General features: G+C 72.2%; 22 protein-coding genes, 3 pseudogenes and 1 riboswitch. Of the genes and pseudogenes, 11 read left to right on the forward strand and 14 right to left on the reverse strand.

All coding sequences use genetic code 11. The features are described 5' to 3' along the window. Nucleotides 1-42: 42 nt before the first annotated feature. Both QUE51_RS08285 and QUE51_RS08290 read right to left on the reverse strand, forming a co-directional pair. Nucleotides 43-738 carry an anti-sigma factor family protein gene (locus tag QUE51_RS08285; RefSeq protein WP_286279027.1) on the reverse strand — a complete coding sequence of 232 codons (696 nt, stop codon included), beginning with the start codon at nucleotides 736-738 and terminating at the stop codon, nucleotides 43-45. After that, the gene (locus QUE51_RS08290) at nucleotides 735-1,241 is read right to left on the reverse strand and encodes a sigma-70 family RNA polymerase sigma factor (RefSeq protein ID WP_286279028.1); all 507 of its coding nucleotides are present in this window, start codon (nucleotides 1,239-1,241) and stop codon (nucleotides 735-737) included. Before QUE51_RS08290 ends, QUE51_RS08285 begins: the two co-directional genes overlap by 4 nt. A gap of 84 nt (nucleotides 1,242-1,325) precedes the next feature. Here QUE51_RS08290 and QUE51_RS08295 point away from each other — a divergent pair, with 84 nt between their 5' ends. Together QUE51_RS08295 and QUE51_RS08300 are read left to right on the forward strand one after the other, a co-directional pair. Next, nucleotides 1,326-1,556 carry a hypothetical protein gene (locus QUE51_RS08295; protein ID WP_286279029.1) on the forward strand — a complete coding sequence of 77 codons (231 nt, stop codon included), beginning with the start codon at nucleotides 1,326-1,328 and terminating at the stop codon, nucleotides 1,554-1,556. Then, nucleotides 1,553-1,789, forward strand: a complete 237-nt coding sequence (locus QUE51_RS08300; protein ID WP_286279030.1) for a hypothetical protein — start codon at nucleotides 1,553-1,555, stop codon at nucleotides 1,787-1,789. Before QUE51_RS08295 ends, QUE51_RS08300 begins: the two co-directional genes overlap by 4 nt. 27 nt (nucleotides 1,790-1,816) lie before the next feature. Here the strand turns inward: QUE51_RS08300 and QUE51_RS08305 are convergent, their stop codons facing one another. The 3 genes from QUE51_RS08305 to QUE51_RS08315 are packed head-to-tail and all read right to left on the reverse strand — an operon-like array spanning nucleotide 1,817 to nucleotide 3,505. Beyond that, nucleotides 1,817-2,062 (reverse strand): hypothetical protein, encoded by a 246-nt coding sequence (locus QUE51_RS08305; RefSeq protein WP_286279031.1) that lies wholly within the window; start codon nucleotides 2,060-2,062, stop codon nucleotides 1,817-1,819. Next, entirely contained in the window at nucleotides 2,052-2,432 is a 381-nt protein-coding gene (locus QUE51_RS08310) for a DUF488 domain-containing protein (protein ID WP_286279032.1), read from the reverse strand. Before QUE51_RS08310 ends, QUE51_RS08305 begins: the two co-directional genes overlap by 11 nt. A 5-nt stretch (nucleotides 2,433-2,437) precedes the next feature. Continuing rightward, nucleotides 2,438-3,505, reverse strand: coding sequence for an NAD(P)H-dependent flavin oxidoreductase (locus QUE51_RS08315; protein ID WP_286279033.1), 1,068 nt, complete (start codon nucleotides 3,503-3,505; stop codon nucleotides 2,438-2,440). Between the two features lie 210 nt (nucleotides 3,506-3,715). Here QUE51_RS08315 and QUE51_RS08320 point away from each other — a divergent pair, with 210 nt between their 5' ends. From QUE51_RS08320 to QUE51_RS08340, 5 genes and pseudogenes are all read left to right on the forward strand, one after another. After that, entirely contained in the window at nucleotides 3,716-3,898 is a 183-nt protein-coding gene (locus QUE51_RS08320; RefSeq protein ID WP_286279034.1) for a hypothetical protein, read from the forward strand. Continuing rightward, nucleotides 3,895-4,584 carry a hypothetical protein gene (locus QUE51_RS08325; protein ID WP_286279035.1) on the forward strand — a complete coding sequence of 230 codons (690 nt, stop codon included), beginning with the start codon at nucleotides 3,895-3,897 and terminating at the stop codon, nucleotides 4,582-4,584. Before QUE51_RS08320 ends, QUE51_RS08325 begins: the two co-directional genes overlap by 4 nt. A gap of 61 nt (nucleotides 4,585-4,645) precedes the next feature. Continuing rightward, a pseudogene (locus QUE51_RS08330) lies at nucleotides 4,646-5,352 on the forward strand (ThuA domain-containing protein). A 189-nt stretch (nucleotides 5,353-5,541) separates the two neighbouring features. After that, complete coding sequence (locus QUE51_RS08335) at nucleotides 5,542-6,204, forward strand: hypothetical protein (RefSeq protein ID WP_286279036.1); 663 nt, start codon at nucleotides 5,542-5,544, stop codon at nucleotides 6,202-6,204. An 86-nt stretch (nucleotides 6,205-6,290) separates the two neighbouring features. Next, the gene (locus QUE51_RS08340) at nucleotides 6,291-7,283 is read left to right on the forward strand and encodes a Gfo/Idh/MocA family protein (RefSeq protein WP_286279037.1); all 993 of its coding nucleotides are present in this window, start codon (nucleotides 6,291-6,293) and stop codon (nucleotides 7,281-7,283) included. Between the two features lie 65 nt (nucleotides 7,284-7,348). Here QUE51_RS08340 and QUE51_RS08345 read toward each other — a convergent pair whose 3' ends face one another. Beyond that, nucleotides 7,349-7,597 carry a hypothetical protein gene (locus tag QUE51_RS08345; protein ID WP_286279502.1) on the reverse strand — a complete coding sequence of 83 codons (249 nt, stop codon included), beginning with the start codon at nucleotides 7,595-7,597 and terminating at the stop codon, nucleotides 7,349-7,351. Between QUE51_RS08345 and QUE51_RS08350 the strand changes: the two are divergent. Both QUE51_RS08350 and QUE51_RS08355 read left to right on the forward strand, forming a co-directional pair. After that, a pseudogene (locus QUE51_RS08350) lies at nucleotides 7,590-7,963 on the forward strand (D-alanyl-D-alanine carboxypeptidase); the annotation flags it as partial. The gene QUE51_RS08345 and the pseudogene QUE51_RS08350 sit on opposite strands and share 8 nt — an antisense overlap. A 45-nt stretch (nucleotides 7,964-8,008) precedes the next feature. Further along, the gene (locus QUE51_RS08355) at nucleotides 8,009-8,722 is read left to right on the forward strand and encodes a D-alanyl-D-alanine carboxypeptidase (RefSeq protein ID WP_286279316.1); all 714 of its coding nucleotides are present in this window, start codon (nucleotides 8,009-8,011) and stop codon (nucleotides 8,720-8,722) included. Between the two features lie 136 nt (nucleotides 8,723-8,858). On the opposite strand, the gene QUE51_RS08360 is transcribed toward QUE51_RS08355, so the two are convergent. Beyond that, a complete protein-coding gene (locus QUE51_RS08360; RefSeq protein ID WP_286279038.1) occupies nucleotides 8,859-9,695 on the reverse strand; it encodes a PhzF family phenazine biosynthesis protein in 837 nt (278 codons plus the stop codon). Nucleotides 9,696-9,934: 239 nt separating this feature from the next. Between QUE51_RS08360 and QUE51_RS08365 the strand changes: the two genes are divergently transcribed. Further along, complete coding sequence (locus QUE51_RS08365) at nucleotides 9,935-10,513, forward strand: isochorismatase family protein (protein ID WP_286279039.1); 579 nt, start codon at nucleotides 9,935-9,937, stop codon at nucleotides 10,511-10,513. Nucleotides 10,514-10,608: 95 nt separating this feature from the next. Here QUE51_RS08365 and QUE51_RS08370 read toward each other — a convergent pair whose 3' ends face one another. From QUE51_RS08370 to QUE51_RS08380, 3 genes are all read right to left on the reverse strand, one after another. Next, a complete protein-coding gene (locus QUE51_RS08370) occupies nucleotides 10,609-12,507 on the reverse strand; it encodes an ABC transporter ATP-binding protein (protein WP_286279041.1) in 1,899 nt (632 codons plus the stop codon). A gap of 7 nt (nucleotides 12,508-12,514) precedes the next feature. Next, nucleotides 12,515-12,730, reverse strand: coding sequence for a hypothetical protein (locus tag QUE51_RS08375; RefSeq protein ID WP_286279043.1), 216 nt, complete (start codon nucleotides 12,728-12,730; stop codon nucleotides 12,515-12,517). Nucleotides 12,731-12,873: 143 nt separating this feature from the next. After that, nucleotides 12,874-14,250: an MFS transporter gene (locus QUE51_RS08380; RefSeq protein WP_286279044.1), complete on the reverse strand. Its 1,377-nt coding sequence runs from the start codon at nucleotides 14,248-14,250 to the stop codon at nucleotides 12,874-12,876. A 209-nt stretch (nucleotides 14,251-14,459) separates the two neighbouring features. On the opposite strand from QUE51_RS08380, the gene QUE51_RS08385 reads away from it, so the two are divergent. Beyond that, a complete protein-coding gene (locus QUE51_RS08385; protein ID WP_350226765.1) occupies nucleotides 14,460-15,170 on the forward strand; it encodes a PfkB family carbohydrate kinase in 711 nt (236 codons plus the stop codon). Between the two features lie 95 nt (nucleotides 15,171-15,265). Here the strand turns inward: QUE51_RS08385 and ribH are convergent, their stop codons facing one another. The 4 genes and pseudogenes from ribH to ribD all read right to left on the reverse strand — a co-directional run bounded on the left by ribH (nucleotide 15,266) and on the right by ribD (nucleotide 18,677). Continuing rightward, entirely contained in the window at nucleotides 15,266-15,748 is a 483-nt protein-coding gene (gene ribH / locus QUE51_RS08390; RefSeq protein WP_286279046.1) for a 6,7-dimethyl-8-ribityllumazine synthase, read from the reverse strand. Beyond that, nucleotides 15,745-17,028, reverse strand: a complete 1,284-nt coding sequence (ribA, locus tag QUE51_RS08395; protein WP_286279047.1) for a GTP cyclohydrolase II — start codon at nucleotides 17,026-17,028, stop codon at nucleotides 15,745-15,747. The genes ribH and ribA overlap by 4 nt, the downstream gene beginning before the upstream one ends. Next, nucleotides 17,025-17,672, reverse strand: coding sequence for a riboflavin synthase (locus tag QUE51_RS08400; protein WP_286279049.1), 648 nt, complete (start codon nucleotides 17,670-17,672; stop codon nucleotides 17,025-17,027). Before QUE51_RS08400 ends, ribA begins: the two co-directional genes overlap by 4 nt. Nucleotide 17,673: 1 nt before the next feature. Further along, nucleotides 17,674-18,677 (reverse strand): annotated as a pseudogene (gene ribD / locus QUE51_RS08405) (bifunctional diaminohydroxyphosphoribosylaminopyrimidine deaminase/5-amino-6-(5-phosphoribosylamino)uracil reductase RibD). Between the two features lie 174 nt (nucleotides 18,678-18,851). Continuing rightward, nucleotides 18,852-18,991: riboswitch (FMN riboswitch) on the reverse strand. Between the last annotated feature and the right edge of the window lie 182 nt (nucleotides 18,992-19,173).

Here is a 19,173-nt window from a genome sequence, read left to right on the forward strand (position 1 = left end):
GGTCGGCGGTTACCGGGAGCACGAGGCACGCGGGCGAAAGGTTCAGCCGGAGCGCGCCGGCACGTCCGCCGAGAGCAGGACCGTGCCGGATGCGCTCGCGAGCACCTCGAGTGACGCGATCTGGTCCGCGTCGAGGTCGACCGTGCCGGTCGTGTGCACGGTCTGGCCCGGGCCCGCCTCCCAGCTCGAGACGACGGTCCGGGCGCCGGACCGGTCGGTGACCGCGAGCTCGTAGCTCCAGGGCGGGGGAGTGTCGGGCAGGGTCCCGCTCCGGTACCGGCACGTCATGTCCAGTCTGGTTCCCCAGCTCTCGGGCACCACCTCGACCTCCGCCGCCAGCGGGATCGTCTCCGCGACCGCGGTCAGCGGCACCGCGAGGGCATGAGGCGACCGTGCCAGAGCGCCCGGCAGCGCGAGCACCGCGACGAGCGCGGCGGCCGCAGCCAGGACGGCCGCAGAGGTCCACAGCCGACGACGCCGGCGGGAGGCGTGCACCGCCGCGACCAGGCGCGGAAGCGGGTCCGGGACCGGCTCCGGGCCGCGAGAGGTCGAACCCAGCAGCGCGAACGCCTCCTCGCGCGGCACGCGGGCGAGCAGTGCCGGCATGGCGCCCAGCTCGGCCACGGAGCTCGAGCACCGCTCGCAGGTCCGCAGGTGCGACTCGAACTCCCGGCGCTCGGCAGGGGACAGCGCGCCGAGGACGTACGACGCATCCCAGTCCTCATACGGGTCGCTCATCCGGTCACCCCCTTCTCCTGCAGGGCCAGGCGCAGAGCCCGCAATCCGTAGTGGAGTCGGGACTTGACGGTTCCGGGCGGGATGTCCAGCTCGGCGGCGGTCTCGGCGATCGATCTTCCTCCGTAGTAGACGTGCACGAGCACGGTTCGGTGCTCCTCGGTGAGGGCGGCGAGGGCTTCGGCCACGAGCCACGACTCGAGGAGTGCGTCGATGCGGTCGGCGTCGGCGGTGTCGGGCAGCGTCTCGACCGTGAGCTCGTGCCGATGGCGAGCGCTGCGGCGATCGTCGATCACGAGGTTGCGGGCGACGGTGAAGAGCCACACTCGCGCGGACGACTGGGACTGGTCGAGGACGGAGGGGCGCCGCCAGGCGCGAAGGAGGGTCTCCTGCACGATGTCGTCCGCCAGCGCGCGGTCGCCGGTGAGGTGGACGACATAGCGCCAGAGCGGTGCCGCGTGCTCGTCGCGCAGCGAGCGCAGCAGCCGCGTCTCGTCGTCGCTCATCGTCATCCCTTCCACGGAGGACACGAGATGTAGGCCCGATCGGTTCACCTGAACCGATCGCGCCCCTGCCTCGTGTCTTCCGGCATGGACTTCTCCGTGAACGGCTTACCACTGCATCCGCTGCTGGTGCACTCCGTGATCGCCCTCGTGCCGATCACCGCCCTCGCGGTGGTGCTGCACGCCGTGTGGCCCGCCGCGCGGCGCCGCCTCGGCATCGTCACCCCTCTCGCCGGGCTGGCGCTCCTGGTCGCGGTGCCGCTCACGGTGGCGGCGGGGAGGACCTTCAGGCGCAGGTGGGTCCCATCCCGGCGGTGAACCGGCACGCGGAGCTCGGGCACATGCTCCTCCCCTGGGCGATCGGCCTCTTCGTGGTCGCCGGCGCCGAGTGGGCTTGGTTCCGCTGGCGCGAGCGGATGCTGAGCTCGCCGTCCGCGCGACGAGCCGTCACCGCGGCGCTCGCCGTCGTCGTCTGCGCGGTGGCCGCCGGCGCCCTCGTTCTGATCGTCCTCATCGGCGACTCGGGCGCCCGAGCGGTGTGGGGCGGCTGATCCGCGGAAGCCCGAGGAGTCGCGCCGCTAGTCCTCGCTGCTCGCCCTGCCGCCGAGGAGCTGCAGCAGGGCGGGCTCGGACGAGGCGAAGCGCTCGACCTCTTCGCCGCCGTCGCAGCGGCACAGGGCCACCGTCACGGCGCCCGCGGCGCGGGCGAGGACCTGCCAGGTCCCGCCTGCCAGCTCCCAGCGCGCGACCCGGTCGGCGGCGGTGCCCGACTGCAGCGCGGTGCCGGCCTGCAGGGCGTCAGAGCCCGTGGGCTCAGTCGGCATGCGGCCCGTTCCCCGAGCGCTCCCGCGCGGCCAGGTACTCCGCGAGAACGCGGGCATGGTTGATGCGGGGGTCCTTGGCCGCATACACGAGCGTGATCGCGCGGTGCTTGGTGAGCAGCTCGACCAGCTCGTCGGTCGCCGGATTCGCGTCGAGCTCGGCGCGGTACCGCTTCGTGAACTCCGCCAGGCGCGCGGGGTCGTGCCCCCACCATCGCCGCAGCTCCGGGGAGGGCGCGATCTCCTTCATCCACACCGTGAGCTCGGCCTCATCCTTGTCGACCCCGCGGGGCCAGAGGCGGTCGACGAGCACGCGTGCGCCGTCAGCGGCGGACGGCGGCTGGTATACGCGCTTGATGGTGAGATGAGGCATCCTGATCAGACTCCCACAGGAGAGAGCAGTTCGTCAGCCTGCTGGGCGAGGCGGCGCACCAGAGAGGCCGCGTCGGTGAGCTCGGACAGGGGCCCCGCCTGGCCGCACCACAGGGTCATCAGCTCTGCGTCGTCGCGTTCTGCCGCCACGCGGCGGAAGGCGCCGGTCAGCCAGTTCTGCACGGGGAACGGCGCCGGATCCTCACCGACCTCCTCCGTCATCCGGTTCGGGATGGCTCGGCCCAGCCGACCACTGGAGGCACGGGTGAGGATGGTCCGCCGCGAGCGCTCGGACGAGATCGCGCGGCGGTAGCTCTCCGGCGCCGCGGATTCGCTCGTCGCCAGGAGGGCGCTGCCCACCTGGACGCCCTCCGCGCCGAGCAGCATCGCCGCGGCGACCCCGCGCCCGTCCGCCACACCGCCCGCGGCGATCACGGGGACGCTCACGGCGTCCGCGACCTGGGGGACGAGCGCGAACGTGCCGACCAGCGACTCCTCGGCCGGGCGCAGGAAGGAGACCCGGTGTCCTCCCGCCTCGGCGCCGCTCGCGATGATCGCGTCCATGCCCGCGCCCTCCAGCGCGATCGCCTCCTCGACCGTCGTGGCGGTGCCGACGAGCACGATCCCGGCGTCGCGCAGGCGGTCGATCGCGGCCGGGTCGGGTGCCCCGAAGACGAATCCCGCGGCGGCGGGCCGCGCCTCGAGCACCGCGTCCACCTGATCGGCGAAGCGCGGCAGGTAGCGCTCGGGCGGGGTCGGCACCTCGACGCCCAGCTCGGCGAAGATCGGCCGGACGCGCTCGAGCAGCTCCGCCCCGGGCTCCGCTCCGTCCGGCGCCGCGTCGGTCTCGTCGATCACCCAGAGGTTGAGCAGCACGGGGCGGTCGGTCGCGGCGCGGAGCTCCGCAGCCGTGGCGGAGATGCGCTCCGGGGAGTAGCCGTAGAGCCCGTAGGCGCCGAGGCCCCCGGCGTTGCTGACGGCGGCAGTGAGGGCGACCGAGGAGAGCCCCCGAAGGCCCCTGAGAGGATCGGGACGTCCAGCCCGAGGAGAGCCGTGAGCCGGTTGGTCCGCCACGATGCCGGCATTGCGCCCTCCCCTCCTCATCCGGGTACGACGCCATCGTATTCCGGGGGATGACCGGCACGGAGGGCTGGACCATCGGGGGACAGCGACGAGGCCGGCAACCCCCAGAACCGGTGCCTTCTCGCAGCGACGAGCCGCTGTCTAGGCTCTCCGCCATCGGGGGACAAATGCGTTCCCCGGAACGTGAGTTGGGGGACTGACGTGGCGGCGAATGCGGAGGAAGCGTTCAAGGTCTTCGTGTCGTGGCTCGCTCCGCGGCCGGGAGAGCTCGCCCGCGCTGCGGGGCACAAGCACGAGATCCTGCACAGGCTCCAGCGCAAGCACGGCGTCAACGGGATGTACGAGGGGGATCCCTTCATTCCGACACCGGGGTACACCAGGTGAGCGGCGCCGACTACTTCGTCTGGCTCGACGGCAAGCGGCCCGAGTCCTCCATCTCCACGCTCAAGTCCGTGCAGAAGACGCTGCAGTCGCTGTATCCGACCGTGCACGTGCGGATCTCCCGGCCGGCCGTGCTCATCGAGTTCGCTGGCGGGACGGAGAGGGTGGGCATCATCCCGGCGTTCTCGCCCGGCACGGTCGTCGGCGAGGACCCGCGCTTCCGGGTGCCGGGCGTGGCCGAGGAGTGGATGTCGGCCTGCCCCGTCGCGCACTCGGAGTGGCTGGAGCGCTGCAACGCCGTCCCCGGCGTGCGCGGCGGCGCCAAGAGCCTGGCCCGCCTCGCGCGCGCCTGGCGCCACTTCCGCGACGTGCCGGTCTCCTCCTTCTACCTCGAGATGCGTGCCGCCGAGTACATGGCCGGCCGCTCGGCGGTCGTGCTGCCCTACGACGTCCGCAACTTCTTCGCCACCCTACTCTGGGACGGTCTCGCGCCGATGGAGGACCCCACCGGGGGAGCTCGCGCCATCGAGGCGACCGCGCCGCACGTGCGGGACGAGGCGATCCTCAAGCTTGCCAACGCAGCCGGCTGGGCGGAGAGTGCGCTCAAGCACATGCGCATGGGCGAGCCGGACCAGGCGTTCCAGCAGTGGAACCACATCTTCGGCGGCCGTTTCCCCTCCTTCTACTGAGCACCGATTTGCGGTCGGCTCCCACCGGTGATGGGCTGAGGGGGACGAGAGGAGTCGCAGGGTGGCGGAGTCGAGCGGCAAGCAGGCACTGGTGGTCTGGGGAGGCTGGGAGGGGCACTCCCCGAGGGAGGCCGTCGGGCTGTTCCTGCCGTTCCTCGAGTCGAGCGGGTACGCGGTTCGCGTCGAAGAGGGTCCGGGCGTGTACGCCGAGCCGGGCGCCATGGCCGACGTCGATCTCATCGTGCAGTCCGTGACCATGTCGACGATCACGCAGGAGCAGTTCGAGGGGCTCGAGGCGGCCGTCCGTGTCGGGACCGGCCTCGCCGGCTGGCACGGCGGAATCGCCGACTCCTACCGGGCGAACTCGGACTACCTCCACCTCGTGGGCGGCCAGTTCGCCACGCACCCGAGCCGCGACGACGTGGGCCCGGACGACACGGGGGCCGCGCGCAACTACCGGCGCTACCGCGTGGAGCTCACCCCGGCGGCGGCAGAGCACCCGATCACCGCGGGGCTCACCGACTTCGAGCTCGAGACCGAGCAGTACTGGGTGCTGAGCGACGACTACAACGACGTGCTGGCGACCACGACGCACCCGACCCGCGAGGGGCGACCCTGGAACCGCCCCGTCACCTCCCCGGCCGTCTGGACCCGCAGCTGGGGGCCGGTCGGGTCTTCGTCGCGACCCCGGGGCACGATCTGGAGACCCTGCGGGTCCCCGAGGTGCGGACGCTCGTCGAGCGCGGCATGCTCTGGGCGAGCCGCTGAAGCAGGCGGTCAGGGGCCTCCGCGTCCCCAATACACGGCGCAAACGGGCCTGAAGCCTTGCCGCGGGCACCCGTTGTTCGTACTTTGGGGGACAGGCCGCGGCTTCGCGGGTCTGCAAAGCGTTCAGGGGTGGACGAGCGCAGACGTTGTTGGGGGACAACACCTATGGGGAAGCACACGCATTCCGAAGTGGGCACGGCACTCTCCGTGGCCGCCCTCGTGGTGGCGGTCGCCGTCGCCGTCCTCGCCCTCGCCGTTCCCGGCGGGCTGCGCGCCCTCCCGGGCTTCCTGATGGAGATGCCCACCTTCTCGCTCTCCGCCTCCGAGCCCCTCGACCCGGCTGCGGACGACCAGCACTGCAGCGGCACGGTCGACCCGGTCACGGCCGAGGCTCCGGGACGCAACTTCGCCGACGGCGCCATCCTCGGCACTCGCACGGCGGACCTGCGCGCCTTCGCCATGCGCTACAACGAGATCCGGATCACCCACTGCCTCACGCCGATCCCCGCCGCCAACTTCCGCTATGACGAATGCATGGAGGACCGCCTCGACTGGATGGCGTCCGACCCGAGCGACGACCCGGCCAGCGCCTGGGGTCACGAGGGCAGCGTCCGCAGCGACGGCGTCCCGAGCATCGGCTGCGACGGCAACCTGGCCGGCGGAGCGGGCAACACCGGCGCGACCGTGGCGCAGAAGTGGTGGGAGTCCCTTCCGCACCGCGCCGCGCTCTATCGCCCCACCGAGTCCGGACCAGTCGACGGCGTCTGCATCGCCTTCGCGATGACCCACGGCGGACTGCCGGACGAGCCCCAGAGCTTCGTGCGGGCCTCCGCCGCCTGGACGGACTGCTGAAGCCGACCGCAGGCGCGGGAGGACTCCTCGGCCGTCGCTAGTCTGGACGGGCCCGCATGGCGGTGTGCGCGCGGAGGAGGATCAGCATGACGGACCAGCTCGGTTGGGGAATCCTGGCCACCGGCGGAATCGCCGGGGCGTTCACGAAGGATCTGGCCGTCGGCGGCATGCGCGCCGTCGCGGTCGGCAGCCGGTCGCAGGAGTCCGCGGACGCCTTCGGCGAGAAGCACGGCATCCCGAACCGGCACCCGAGCTACGCCTCGCTCGTCGCCGACCCGGAGGTCGACATCGTCTACATCGCGACCCCGCACCCCGGCCACGTCGACGCGGCCCTACTCGCGCTCGAGGCCGGCAAGCACGTGCTCGTCGAGAAGCCATTCACTCTCAACGCCGAGGAGGCGCGCCGGGTCACCGCGCTGGCCGCGGAGAAGAACCTGCTCGTGCTCGAGGCGATGTGGACGCGCTTCCTGCCCCACATGGTCCGCGTGCACGAGATCCTCGACGCCGGCACGATCGGTGACGTGCGCACCGTCCTCGCGGACCACAACCAGGACCTGCCGAAGAACCTCGAGGGCCGCATGTACAACCCGGAGCTCGGCGGCGGCGCCCTGCTCGACCTCGGCATCTACCCGGTGTCCTTCGCCGTCGACATCCTGGGCGCGCCGACCTCGGTGGCCGCGGTCGCCGACTTCACAGAGACCGGCGTGGACCGGCAGACCGGGATCCTCTTCGGGCACGAGGGCGGGCGCCAGTCGGTCCTGCACACGGCGCTCGACACCCGGGGCCCGAACACCGCGAGCATCCTCGGCACGCTCGGCCGCATCCAGATCGACTCGGTCTGGTACTCGCCCACCTCGTTCACGGTGTACGACGCGGCCGGCGAGGTGGTCGAGCGGTACGAGTCGAAGCTCGAGGGTCGCGGCATGCAGTTCCAGGCGCTCGAGGCGGAGCGGCTCATCCGCGCAGGCGAGACCGCGAGCCCCCGCCTTTCGCCCGCCGAGAGCGTGCTGATCATGGACGTCCTCGACGACATCCGCAGGCGGATCGGCCTCGCCTACCCGCAGGAGACCCCTGCTTAGACTGTCGGCGTGCCTCTGACCCGTCGTAGCCGGATCACCGCCGCGATCGCCGGCGGGGCCATCGTCTACCTGACGGCGCTCGGCGGTGCGGTCGCCGGGGGAGCGGCGGTCGCCGGTCCGGGTGCGTCCGAGCCCACTGCGGTCCGGGCGGCGAAGACCGCGCCGAGCCCCTCGGCCATCCCCACGCCGACGCCGACCCCCATCCCGCGAGCCGTTCCAGCTGCGCCGGCCGCGCCTGCTCCCGTGCGGACCTGCTCGGTCGCCGGCCCGGCATCCGACTCGCGCCTTGCGAACTTCCAGGCGCGCGTGGTCAACGCGGCCTCCGGGGAGGTCCTCTACGACCGCGGCGGGGACGTGCCGTCCCGGACGGCCAGCGTGCTCAAGGTCCTGACGAGCGCCGCCGCGCTCAACGTCCTCGGCCCCGACTACCGGCTCACCACGACCGTGGTGCGCGGCAGCGAGCCCGGCACGGTCGTCCTGGTGGGCGGGGAGACCCCACCCTGTCGAGGACCCCGTCCGGCGACGAGAGCGCCTACGAGGGCGCTCCCCACCTGGACGACCTGGCCGCGCAGGTGCGCGCCGCGTGGGACTCGGATCCGGCCACGGCAGGCACCCCGATCACGCGCGTGGTGCTCGACTCCTCGTACTTCGGCGGCGACGCCTGGGAGCCGAGCTGGAACCGCAAGGAGCTGTACGACGGCTACATGCCCGAGATCACGGCGCTCATGGTGGACGGCGACCGCGACGACCCGTACTCGAACGTGTCCGCCCGCAGCGAGAACCCTGTGCAGCGGGCCGGCGACGCGTTCGCCGCCAAGCTCGGTGGCGTCGCCACGTCCGTCGGAAGCGCTCCCGCCGGCGCACCGGTCCTCGGTCACGTCGAGTCGCAGCCGGTCTCGACCCTCGTCTACCAGGCGCTCATCGTGTCCGACAACACGCTCGCCGAGGCGCTCGCGCGCGTGACGGCGATCCAGGCCGGCGCCGGCAACACCTTCGGGTCCCTGCAGCAGGGCATCACCGCCGGCCTCGCGGCCTACGGCCTCGACACGTCCGCGCTTCGGATCGCGGACGGCTCCGGCCTGAGCGGGAACAACGCCGTGCCGCCGTCGTACTTGACCTCGCTGTTTCTCAAGGTGCAGAACCGGGAGGGCAGCCTCTGGGCCGTCTACGACGGGCTTCCGGTGTCCGGCGAGGCCGGTTCGCTCCGGTACTCCGACCGTTTCGCAGGAGCCAACTCCCGAGCCGACGGCGCGGTGCACGCCAAGACCGGCTGGATCGACGACGGCTACACCCTGTCGGGGATCATCGACGCCGCCGACGGGACTCCGCTCACCTTCGCCATCTACGCCCTAGGCGATGTGAGCGACGACGCGAAGGAAGCGATCGACACCCTCGCCGCGGCGATCTACGACTGCGGCAACAACCTGTCGAACCAGTAGGCGGGCGCGGGGCTCAGGCGACGCCCGGCGCTGAGCAGGACGTTCTGCAGACAGCAGGGCCGAACCGGGCGCGAGGGCCTGCGGAGTGCGGGAGGTCCTGCGGAGCGCTGAGGAGCTCGCGCCCGCCCCCGCCGGGTCAGAGGGTGACGGTGCCGCGGATGAGCGTGGTGCTCGCGCCGCCGACCCAGATGCTGTCGCCCTCCGGGGTCACCGTCACGCGGCCATCCCGGCCCAGGGCCGTGCCCTGCCGGGCTGTGTAGGCGTGGTCCGCGAGTCCGGAGGAGAGGAACCAGCGGGCCAGGCCTGCGTTGAGGCTTCCGGTCACCGGGTCCTCGGGCACGCCGATGCCGGGCACGAAGGCGCGCACCTCCCAGTCGGCGGGGCCGCCCTCCGGGTGTCGACCGGCGGCGCCGACCTTCAGGCTCCCCATGGCTGCGAAGTCGGGGGTGAGGCCGAGGACGGTCGCCGCGCTGTCGACGAGGACGGCGATCCAGCCGGGGCCGTTGTCCGCCCACTGCACGTCGAGGACGCGGCCCCGGTCGACACCGAGCGCCTCGACAGCGGCGGCCGCCTCCTCGTCCGTGGCTGGTCCGGACCGGAGCAGCGGCGGGGCGTCGAACGCGATGCCGTCGGCCTCCACCCGGAGCTGGACGAGTCCGATGCCGCACTCCTGCACGAGCGCGCCCTCCTGCCGGGGAGTTCCGCCCGCCTCCAGCCACGCGTGCGCGCTGCCGAGGGTGGGGTGGCCGGCGAACGGCAGCTCCCCGCCCGGCGTGAAGATGCGCAGGCGGTAGTCCGCGGCCGGATCCGCGGCAGGCAGCACGAAGGTGGTCTCCGACAGGTTCGTCCACCGCGCGAACGCCTGCATGTCCTCGTCGGAGACGCCGTCCCCGTCGAGCACCACCGCGACCGGGTTGCCGCGGAGGGGCGCGGCGGAGAAGACGTCGACCTGGGCGAAGGGGCGGGTGCGCATCCTCCGATTGTGTCCCACCCGCGCCTCGCGCCGCCCCCGCCTTCGACCCTCACCGCGCCTCCGGCAGGACTTCGCGCCCCTCCGGCAGGACTTGGTGCGGCAAGCGGGACGGAACCCCGCCCGGAATCCTGCTTGCGGCACAGAGTCCTGCTGGGGCGCAGTCCCGCTCGGTTCGCAGTCCTAGGGGAGGAGCCAGGGGTGCAGGTCGGGAGCGGGCCCACCGTCGTTAGGATTCCGGCATGACCTCGGCGCTGTTCATCATCGACGTGCAGAACGACTTCACGGAGGGCGGGGCGCTCGGCGTGGAGGGCGGTGCGGCGGTCGCGGCCGGCATCTCCCGCTACCTGGATGAGCATCCAGACGCCTATGACGTGGTGCTGGCGTCCCGCGACTGGCACGACGGCTCGAACGACAACGGCGGGCACTTCGCGATGGAGGCCGACCCCGACTACGTCGTCACCTGGCCGCAGCACTGCGTCTCGGGCACGCCGGGGGCGGAGTACCACCCCGATCTGGACACCTCGGATGTCGACGTGCACATCCAGAAGGGTCAGGGCGAGCCCGCGTACTCGATCTACGAGGGGAAGACCCCGGACGGTGTTCCCCTGAGCGAGGTCCTCGCCGAGCGCGGCGTCACGGACGTCGACGTGGTCGGAATCGCCACCGACTACTGCGTCCGCGCCTCCGCGCTGGATGCGGTCAACGACGGCAAGCGCGTCCGGGTGCTGTCCGACCTCATCGCGGGAGTGGCGCCGGACTCGAGCCAGGCGGCCCTCAAGGAGTTGGAGGCGGCGGGCGTCACCGTCACCCACTCGTAGGGCACTCGGGCGCGGCGCAACCGAGCGGACGTGTCGCAACGGCGCACCGATGCGACACGTCCGGACGGATGCGACACGCCCCGGTGGGCGCCGCGTCAGACCAGCAGCTGGTGCTTCGCGAGCTCGCGGTAGACCGGGACGGTCGCGACCAGCTCCGAGTGCGTGCCGATGCCGAGGACGCGGCCGTGGTCGAGGACCACGATCTGGTCGGAGTCGACGACGGTCGACAGCCGGTGCGCGATCACCACGAGCGTGCGGTCCTCGGCGACCGCATCGATCGCCTCGCGCATCCGCTGCTCGTTGACGCCGTCCAGGCTCGAGGTCGACTCGTCGAGGAGCAGGATGGGCGGCGCCGCGAGCAGGGTCCGCGCGATCGCGAGGCGCTGGCGCTCGCCCCCGGAGAGCATGACGCCGTCCTCGCCGACCTGGGCGTCGAGCCCCGCGGGGTCGCGCTCGAGCACCTCGACGAGGTTCACGCGGCGCAGGACCTCGACGCAGTCGGCGTCGGTCGCGTTCGGGGCGGCGAGGAGCAGGTTGTCGCGGAGGCTCCCGGCGAGCACCGGGGCGTCCTGCTCGACGTAGCCGATCTGGCCGCGGAGTGCCTCGCGCGCGAGTCCCCGGATGTCCACGCCGCCCAGGCGGATCGCCCCGGAGTCCGGGTCGTAGAACCGCTCCATCAGCGAGAGGATCGTGCTCTTGCCCGCGCCCGATGGGCCCACGATGGCCGTCCGGGAGCCGCGCGGCACCTCGAAGCTCACTCCGTGCAGGACGGGCTGGCGCACCAGCTCGGGCTCGACGGTCGTCGCGGTCTCGGCGGGCGATGAGGCGGCCGCCGCGCTGGGCCCCGGCGTCCCGTCCTCCGCCTCGGCGAGCGTGACGTAGCCGAAGCGCACGTCGTCGAACTCGATCGCCGGCGCCTCGGGCCGCATGGTGGCGTTCGCCGCGCCGACCACGACGGCGAGAGGTGCGATCTCGCGGTCGTGCTCCGCCTCGGTGGGCAGGGCGAGCACCTCCTGGATGCGGCCGAGGGCGCCGAGCGCCTGGTTGACCGCGGTGATCGCGCCGAAGAACTGCCCGAGCGGAAGGATCATCATGAAGAGGAACAGGATGAACGCGATGAGGTTCGCCACGGTCAGCGCGCCACTGGCGACGCGGTAGCCGCCGACGCCGAGGACCACCAGGAACGACACCTGCATCGCGACGCTCGCGACCGGCACGATGAGGGCCGAGATGCGGGCGACCTTGACCCCCAGCTGCCAGGCGCCCTCCGCCTCGGCCGAGATCGTGGCGATCTCGCGCTCGGTCGCGTTCGCCGCGCGCACCGTGCGGATGGCGCTGATCGCGCGCTCGACGGCTGCGGCCAGTGCGCCGACCTTGGCCTGCGCCTGGGTGACGGCCGGCCGGATCCGGGCCGAGAGCGTCACGACGGTGACGACCGCGACCGCCACGACGAGCAGCGTGAGCAGCAGGAGCACCGGGTCGAGGATCGCCATCGCGATGAGAGCACCGGCGAAGGTGATGGCGCCGCCGACCGACTCCACGACGCCCTGCGTCAGAACCGCGCGCAGCAGGGTGGAGTCGGAGCCGACGCGCGAGACGAGGTCGCCCACCCGGCGCGTGTCGAACTCGCGGATCGGCAGGTGCAGGAGCCGCGCGACGAGCTGCCGGCGGGAGCTGAGGACGACGCCCTCTCCGGTGCGCTGCAGCAGGTAGTGCTGGTAGCCGCTCATGAAGCCGGAGACGAGCACGAGGACCACGAGCAGCCAGACGAGGCCGCCGAGCGGGTCGCCCTTCTGGACGACGGAGATGACGCTGCTGACGAGCAGCGGCTGGGCGAGCGAGGCCAGCGCGCCGAGGACGCTGAGCACCAGGACGAGCGCGAGCACGCGGCGGTGCTCGAACAGATACGGGAGGAGCTGGCGGAAGGAGGCGCGCGGGCCGGCGGGGGTGGCGCGGCGCCCGAATCGTGAGCGGGGAGCGGCGGGAGAACTCATCGGTTCCTCATCTTCTTCCGTACTTCTTGTGTACTGCCTGACGGCTGACGCCGAGCGCGAGCGCGACGATCTGCCAGGACAGCCCGGCGTTGCGGGCTCGCCGGACGGTCACGGCCTCGACCGCGTCGAGCTCCTTGCGCAGCTCGGCGATGGCCCGCAGTGCGGCATAGGGATCGTCCGAGTCGGCGCTGCCCACGAGGGTGCGGATGGAATCGATGCTCATGAGTGTCAACCGTAATTGACGAGACGAGCTCGTGTCAACTCAGGTTGACGCCGATGCCGACCGCCCAGCGGGGCACGGTCCGGCGGCAAGTGACCGTTGTATCGGGGACTCGAGGCCGGAACGTGCACGTCCGCAGCGGATCGTCAGGGCGCGAGGGAGCCGGCGCTGCCGAGTTCGGCCTCCTGGGCCTCGCCCGTCAGGTCGGTGTCGCGCGTCTCCTTCGAGAGGAAGAGCGCGATGAGGGTGATGACCGCGGCTCCGGTCAGGTAGAGGCCGACGAGGAAGATGTTCCCGTCCGCCGACCAGAGGCCGAGCGCCACCGTGGGAGCCAGCGAGGCGCCGAGGATGCTCGCGACGTTGTAGGAGATCGCCGACCCCGTGTAGCGGGTGTTGGTCGGGAAGAGCTCGGGCAGCAGGGCTCCCATCGGCCCGAACGTGAGGCCCATGAGCGCGAGACCGGCGATGAGGAAGAACGCCACCACCGAGGAGTCGTTCGCCTGCGCGAACCAGACCTGGAAGGTGAGGCCGAAGAGCGCGATGAGGATGGTCGTGACGAGAAGGGTGCGGCGCCGGCCGTAGCGGTCGGCGAGGATTCCGGCGACGGGCGTGAGGAGTCCGAAGAACACGACCCCGATCAGCAGGAGCACCAGGAACTCGGGCCGCGTGTAGCCGAGGCCCACCTTCGCGCCCGGCGTCGCCTCGGCCGGCGCCGTGCCGTAGGTCAGGGTGAACGTGGTCATGAAGTAGAAGAGCACGTAGGTGGCGAGCATGATGAACGTGCCGAGGATGAGCGGCCGCCAGCTGTTGCGGATCACGGCGGCGAGCGGCACGCGCACGCGCTCGCCACGCTCGAGCGACCTCTGGTAGACGGGCGTCTCGACGAGCTTCAGGCGCACGTAGAGCCCGACGACCACGAGGACCGCGCTGAGCAGGAACGGGATGCGCCAGCCCCACGCGGCGAACTGGTCCGGCGACATGCTGAGCGACAGGATCAGGAAGAGACCGTTGGCGATGATGAAGCCGATCGGCGCTCCCAGCTGCGGGAAGGTGCCGTAGATCGCCCGCTTGCGCTGGGGCGCGTTCTCGATCGCGAGCAGCGCGGCGCCGCTCCACTCGCCGCCGAGGCCGAGGCCCTGGCCGAAGCGCAGGACCGCCAGCGCAGCCGGCGCCGCGATGCCCCAGGCGTCGAACGTCGGCAGGAGGCCGATGAGGAAGGTCGCGATGCCCATGACCAGCAGGGACGCGACGAGGGTCACCTTGCGGCCGTGACGATCCCCGAAGTGGCCGAAGATGATCGAGCCGACCGGGCGCGCGAAGAAGGCCAGGGCGAACGTGACGAACGAGGAGAGCTGCGCGGCCGTCGCGTTCTCGTTGGGGAAGAAGAGGGTGGGGAAGACCAGCACCGCGGCGGTCGCGTAGACGTAGAAGTCGTAGAACTCGATGCTCGTCCCGATGAGGCTGGCGACGATGACGCGGGAGCGCGGATTGACGGGGACCACGGAGGCGGCTGTCGAGGTCATGGGGTCCTGTTCGCGGAAGGGGTGCTGAAGCGTCGGTCGCTCCTGGTCGAGATTCGACCGATCAACGATACGCCCGGCGCGCGCCCCCGCTGGCAGGATGGGGGCGTGGGACGCGTCGTAGTGGTCGGTTCGCTGAACGTCGATTCCGTGGTGACCGTCGAGCGGCACCCGAAGCCGGGGAGACCATCCTCGGCGGCGACCTGCAGACCCTGTGGGGTGGCAAGGGCGCGAACCAGGCGGTCGCCGCAGCGCGAGCGGGCGCGAAGGTCGCGATGATCGGCCGCGTCGGCGAGGATCCGTCCGGTGCGCGCTACCTGGGGCGCCTGGAGGCGTTCGGAATCGACGCCACGGGCATCCGCCGCGATCCTGACACCGTCACGGGGCATGCGGCGATCGCGGTCGCGGCCGACGGGGAGAACACCATCATCGTGTCGCCGGGCGCGAACGGGCGGGTCGCGGTCGACGATCTCGGCGACCTCGCGGGGATCGGTCCAGGCGACGTGCTCCTGGCGCAGCTGGAGCTCGACCTCGGGGTCGTCGCCGAAGCGGTGCGCCGGGCCAGCGCCGCGGGCGCCCGCGTCGTTCTCAATGCCGCGCCGTACGCCGACCTGCCGGCCGAGGTGCTCGCGCTCGCGGACCCGGTCGTCGTGAACGAGCACGAGGCCGAGCAGCTGGCCGCAGCCGGGCTCACCGCCCCCTCGCTCCTCGTCACGCGCGGCGGTGAGGGCGCAGAGTGGGGCGACATCCGCGTGCCTGCCGACAAGGTGGAACGGGTCGTGGACACCACCGGCGCCGGTGACGCGTTCTGCGGCGCGCTCGCCGCGGCGCTCGCCGACGGCGCGGACCGCGAGGCGGCGCTGAAGGCTGCGGCGACGGCGGGGGCCGAGGCGGTCGCATGGCCGGGAGCCCAGCCCGCCTGACTCCGCGTCGGAGCGTCAACCGCATCACTCCGGACAGACCGCAACCGGGGACCGATGCGGATAGTCCGAAGTGGTGCGGACAGGCGACCTCCGCCTCAGGAGACCTTGAGCCGCCTCAGGGTGAGCGCCGTGCGCACGGCGGCCTCGGCCGCCTCTGCGCCCTTGTCCTCCTTCGAGCCGGGCAGTCCCGCCCGGTCGATGCCCTGCTGCTCGTCGTCCAGGGTGAGGACGCCGAAGCCCACCGGCTTGCCGGTCAGGACCGCGACCTGGGTGAGCCCGGCGGTGGCGGCGTCGGCCACGAAGTCGAAGTGCGGGGTGCCGCCGCGGATGATGACGCCGAGCGCCACCACCGCGTCCGCACCGCCGTCGAGCGCCGCCTTCGCCAGCACGGGCAGCTCGAAGCTGCCGGGAGCCTCCACCTCGCTGATGGTCGCGCCCACCGCCTCGAGCGTGCGCCGGGCGCCCGCACGCAGGCCCTCCGCGATCTGCTCGTGCCAGGTCCCGGCGATGATCGTCACCTTGAGCCCGGAGGCGTCGAGGCCCTCCAGGTTGCGCTCCGGGGATCCGTGTCCGCTCACTTCTGCTGTCCTTCCAGGGTGGGGAGGCTGTCGGAGAGGAGATCGATCGGGTCGATCGCGTGCCCCATCCGGTCGCGCTTGGTCTCCAGGTAGCCCTCGTTCTGCGGGGTGACGCCCACCACGAGCGGCACCCGTGAGCGCACGGTGATCCCGTGGCTCTGCAGCTGGCGCACCTTCTCCGGGTTGTTGGTGAGGAGGCTGACGTCGTTCAGGCCGAGGTCGGCGAGGATGGCGCTCGCGGCGCCGTAGTCGCGCGCGTCGGCGGGCAGGCCGAGAGCGAGGTTCGCGTCGAGCGTGTCCAGCCCGTCCTCCTGCAGGCGGTACGCCCGCAGCTTGTTGACGAGGCCGATGCCGCGACCCTCGTGCCCGCGCAGGTAGACGACGACCCCGCCTTCGCGCTGGATCTCCTCCATCGCCGCGTCGAGCTGGGGGCCGCACTCGCACTTGAGCGAGCCGAACGCCTCCCCGGTCAGGCACTCGGAGTGGACACGCACGAGCGCGCCGGGTCCGGGCTCGCCGGCCACGATGGCGACGTGGTCGGCGCCGGTGAGGCCGTCGCGGTAGGCGCGCATCCGGAACGGGCCGTGCTCGGTGGGAACCGTGGTCTCGACCTCGAAGCGCACGCGCGGGGAGTCGGTGAAGACGGGACCGTCGCAGAGCCGCGCCTGCTCCGGCTCGGTCTGAAGGTATTCGAGGAGCAGCTCGATGGTCGTCACCAGGACGCCTTCGCGCTCGCCGAACTTGATCAGCTCGGGCAGGCGCATCATCTCGCCGCCCTCCGCCATGACCTCGGCGATCGCGGCGACGGGCTGCAGGCCCGCGAGCCGCATCAGGTCGACCGCCGCCTCGGTGTGGCCGGCGCGCTGCCGCACTCCGCCTGCGACCGCGCGGAGGGGGAGGATGTGGCCGGGGCGGATGAGCCTCGAGGGCGTCGCCGACGGGTCGGCGAGCGTCCGCAGCGTGTGCGCGCGGTCAGCCGCGCTGATGCCGGTCGAGAGACGGTCGGCGGCGTCCACCGTGACGGTGTAGTTGGTGCCTCGGACGTCCTCGTTCACCGCCACCATGACAGGCAGCTCGAGCCGATCGGCGACCTCGGCGGGCATGGGCGCGCAGAGGAAGCCGGACGTGTTGCGGATCGTCCAGGCGATGCTGGCCTGGGTGGCGAGCTCCGCCGCCAGAATGACGTCGCCCTCGTTCTCCCGCGCCTCATCGTCGGCGACGATGACGGGCCGGCCGGCCCTCAGCGCCTCGAGGACCTGGGGAATGCTCGCGAGACTCATCTCGCGCCTCCTTCTGCTGCGCGTGCGATCGGCAGATCCGCGAACGCGGCCAGCCGGCGGACGTGCCGCGCAAGCACATCCGTCTCCACGTTGACGACCGCGCCGGGCTCCAGGGAGCCGAGGGTCGTCGCGGTGAGGGTCTCGGGGATGAGGCTCACCTCGAACCAGGAGGTGTCCGCGCCGGGCTCGCTCACCGCGGACACGGTGAGCGAGACTCCGGCGACCGCGATCGAGCCCTTGTCCACGACCAGCGGCGCGAGGGCCGGGTCGAGGGCGAAGCGCAGCACGCGCCAGTGCTCGAGGTCGCTGCGGGCGATCAGGGTGCCGACGCCGTCGACGTGGCCCTGGACGATGTGCCCGCCGAGGCGGTCGCCCACCTGAGCGGCCCGCTCGAGGTTGACGGCATCACCCACTCCCACGCTCGCGAGCGCCGAGACGGCGAGCGTCTGGCCCATGACGTCGGCGGCGAACCAGTCGGCTCCCTGGTCGATCACGGTGAGGCACACGCCGCTGACGGAGATCGAGTCGCCGTGGCGGGCGTCGGACACGGCGAGCGGTGCGCGGACGGTCAGGCGCGCGCTGCCGTCGGGCAGGTTCTCGAGCGCGGTGACCTCCCCGCGCTCCTCGATGATTCCGGTGAACATGTCAGTCCTCCTCGAACTGGCGTCGCGGTCGCGCGACGATGCGGACGTCGTTGCCCAGTCGATCGACCGAGACGAGGTCCATTGCGGAGGCATCGGCCATGGTGGCGATGCCGAGATCGGCGGTGGCGAGCCGCGGCCCGCCGAGCAGAACCGGCGCGACGTAGGCGACGACCTCGTCGACGAGACCCGCCTTCAACAGCGCGCTCTCCAGGGTGGGGCCCCCTTCCACGAAGACGCTGCGGATGCCGTCGTCCCACAGCTGGGCGAGGAGGGCCGGCAGGTCGGCACCGTCGGACGTTCGGAAGCCGCCGGGGGAGAGGCGGAGCGCGGCATCCTCGGGCACCGGACGGCGGCCCACGACGACGACGTGCGGCTGATGCGCGAGCAGGGTGCCGTCGTCCGCCCGTGCGGTCAGGGCAGGGTCGTCGGCGAGGACGGTGCCCGTGCCCACCAGGATCGCGCCGGCCTCGGCACGGCGTCGGTGCACGTCGGAGCGGGAGACGCCGCCGGTGATCCAGCGGCTCGTGCCGTCTGCTGCGGCGATGCGCCCGTCGAGACTGGACGCCCACTTCGCGGTCACGAACGGGCGGCCGAGGCGTGCGGCGGTCAGCCAGACGTGAAGGGTGTCCTCGACACGGGATCCCAGGACCCCTCGAGGACCTCGACGCCGGCGGCCTCGAGGCGCTGGGCTCCGCCGTTGGCGTCCGGGGTGGGATCGGAGACGGCGAACACGACCCGCGCGACGCCGGCCGCGATGAGCGCCTCGCTGCACGGGCCCGTGCGGCCGTTGTGGTTGCAGGGCTCGAGGGTGACGACGGCGGTCGCGCCCCGCGCTCCGCCTTCGGGAAGGTGGGAGAGGGCATCCACCTCGGCGTGCGCGGTGCCCGCGCCGCGGTGCCAGCCCTCGGCGAGGACGCTGCCGTCGGGCGCGAGGAGAACGCAGCCGACCTGGGGATTCGCGGTCCAGGCGGGACCGTGCAGCGCCAGCTCGAGGGCCCGCTCCATGGCGCGCTCGAGGGCGTCGCCGGTCGGTGCGGCGGTGCGTGCGTCGCCCAACTTCCTCGTCCGGTCCGGACTCGTCGGCTGGGGTGCGGTGCGGGGGTCGCCCACTTCTTCCTCGTCCTGTCTGGACTCCGGGGGCGACGGCTGCCGTCGTCAGGGCGCGAGTGCGCACCGACGACCGTGCTGCCTCCCATCCAGACTGTGACTGTCGGTTCCGGAATTCCACCGGATCGGCCGGCGCTCGACCCTTGCGGGGCGCTCGCCGGTTCGCGGACTATGACCGCCGGTTCGGAATTACGCCGACCCCGGAGCACGTGTTGCTTGCTTCAGTTATACGGCAACGCCTGGGCGCGCCGATTATTCCCGCCTGCCGAGGAAGTCTCGACTTGCCGAAAAGTCCCGCTAACTCGTGCTCAGAGCGGGACTTTTCGGCAAGCGGGTGCCGTGCGGGGTGCCGTGCGGGCTGCCGTGGTGGGCCGACTTGCCGGAGAATCACGCT

The sequence above is a fragment of the Naasia aerilata genome (genome assembly GCF_030296595.1).
GTDB classification, from domain to species: Bacteria; Actinomycetota; Actinomycetes; order Actinomycetales; family Microbacteriaceae; genus Naasia; species Naasia aerilata.

Bases quoted from the DNA above. Each gene is read 5' to 3' on its own strand.
- QUE51_RS08310 (WP_286279032.1), bottom strand. From the start codon at position 2,432: ATGCCTCATCTCACCATCAAGCGCGTATACCAGCCGCCGTCCGCCGCT.
- QUE51_RS08295 (WP_286279029.1), top strand. From the start codon at position 1,326: ATGGACTTCTCCGTGAACGGCTTACCACTGCATCCGCTGCTGGTGCAC.
- QUE51_RS08380 (WP_286279044.1), bottom strand. From the start codon at position 14,250: ATGACCTCGACAGCCGCCTCCGTGGTCCCCGTCAATCCGCGCTCCCGC.
- QUE51_RS08290 (WP_286279028.1), bottom strand. From the start codon at position 1,241: ATGAGCGACGACGAGACGCGGCTGCTGCGCTCGCTGCGCGACGAGCAC.
- QUE51_RS08355 (WP_286279316.1), top strand. From the start codon at position 8,009: ATGGTGGACGGCGACCGCGACGACCCGTACTCGAACGTGTCCGCCCGC.
- QUE51_RS08370 (WP_286279041.1), bottom strand. From the start codon at position 12,507: ATGAGTTCTCCCGCCGCTCCCCGCTCACGATTCGGGCGCCGCGCCACC.
- QUE51_RS08305 (WP_286279031.1), bottom strand. From the start codon at position 2,062: ATGCCGACTGAGCCCACGGGCTCTGACGCCCTGCAGGCCGGCACCGCG.
- QUE51_RS08400 (WP_286279049.1), bottom strand. From the start codon at position 17,672: ATGTTCACCGGAATCATCGAGGAGCGCGGGGAGGTCACCGCGCTCGAG.
- QUE51_RS08375 (WP_286279043.1), bottom strand. From the start codon at position 12,730: ATGAGCATCGATTCCATCCGCACCCTCGTGGGCAGCGCCGACTCGGAC.
- ribA (WP_286279047.1), bottom strand. From the start codon at position 17,028: ATGAGTCTCGCGAGCATTCCCCAGGTCCTCGAGGCGCTGAGGGCCGGC.
- QUE51_RS08285 (WP_286279027.1), bottom strand. From the start codon at position 738: ATGAGCGACCCGTATGAGGACTGGGATGCGTCGTACGTCCTCGGCGCG.
- QUE51_RS08365 (WP_286279039.1), top strand. From the start codon at position 9,935: ATGACCTCGGCGCTGTTCATCATCGACGTGCAGAACGACTTCACGGAG.
- QUE51_RS08360 (WP_286279038.1), bottom strand. From the start codon at position 9,695: ATGCGCACCCGCCCCTTCGCCCAGGTCGACGTCTTCTCCGCCGCGCCC.
- QUE51_RS08340 (WP_286279037.1), top strand. From the start codon at position 6,291: ATGACGGACCAGCTCGGTTGGGGAATCCTGGCCACCGGCGGAATCGCC.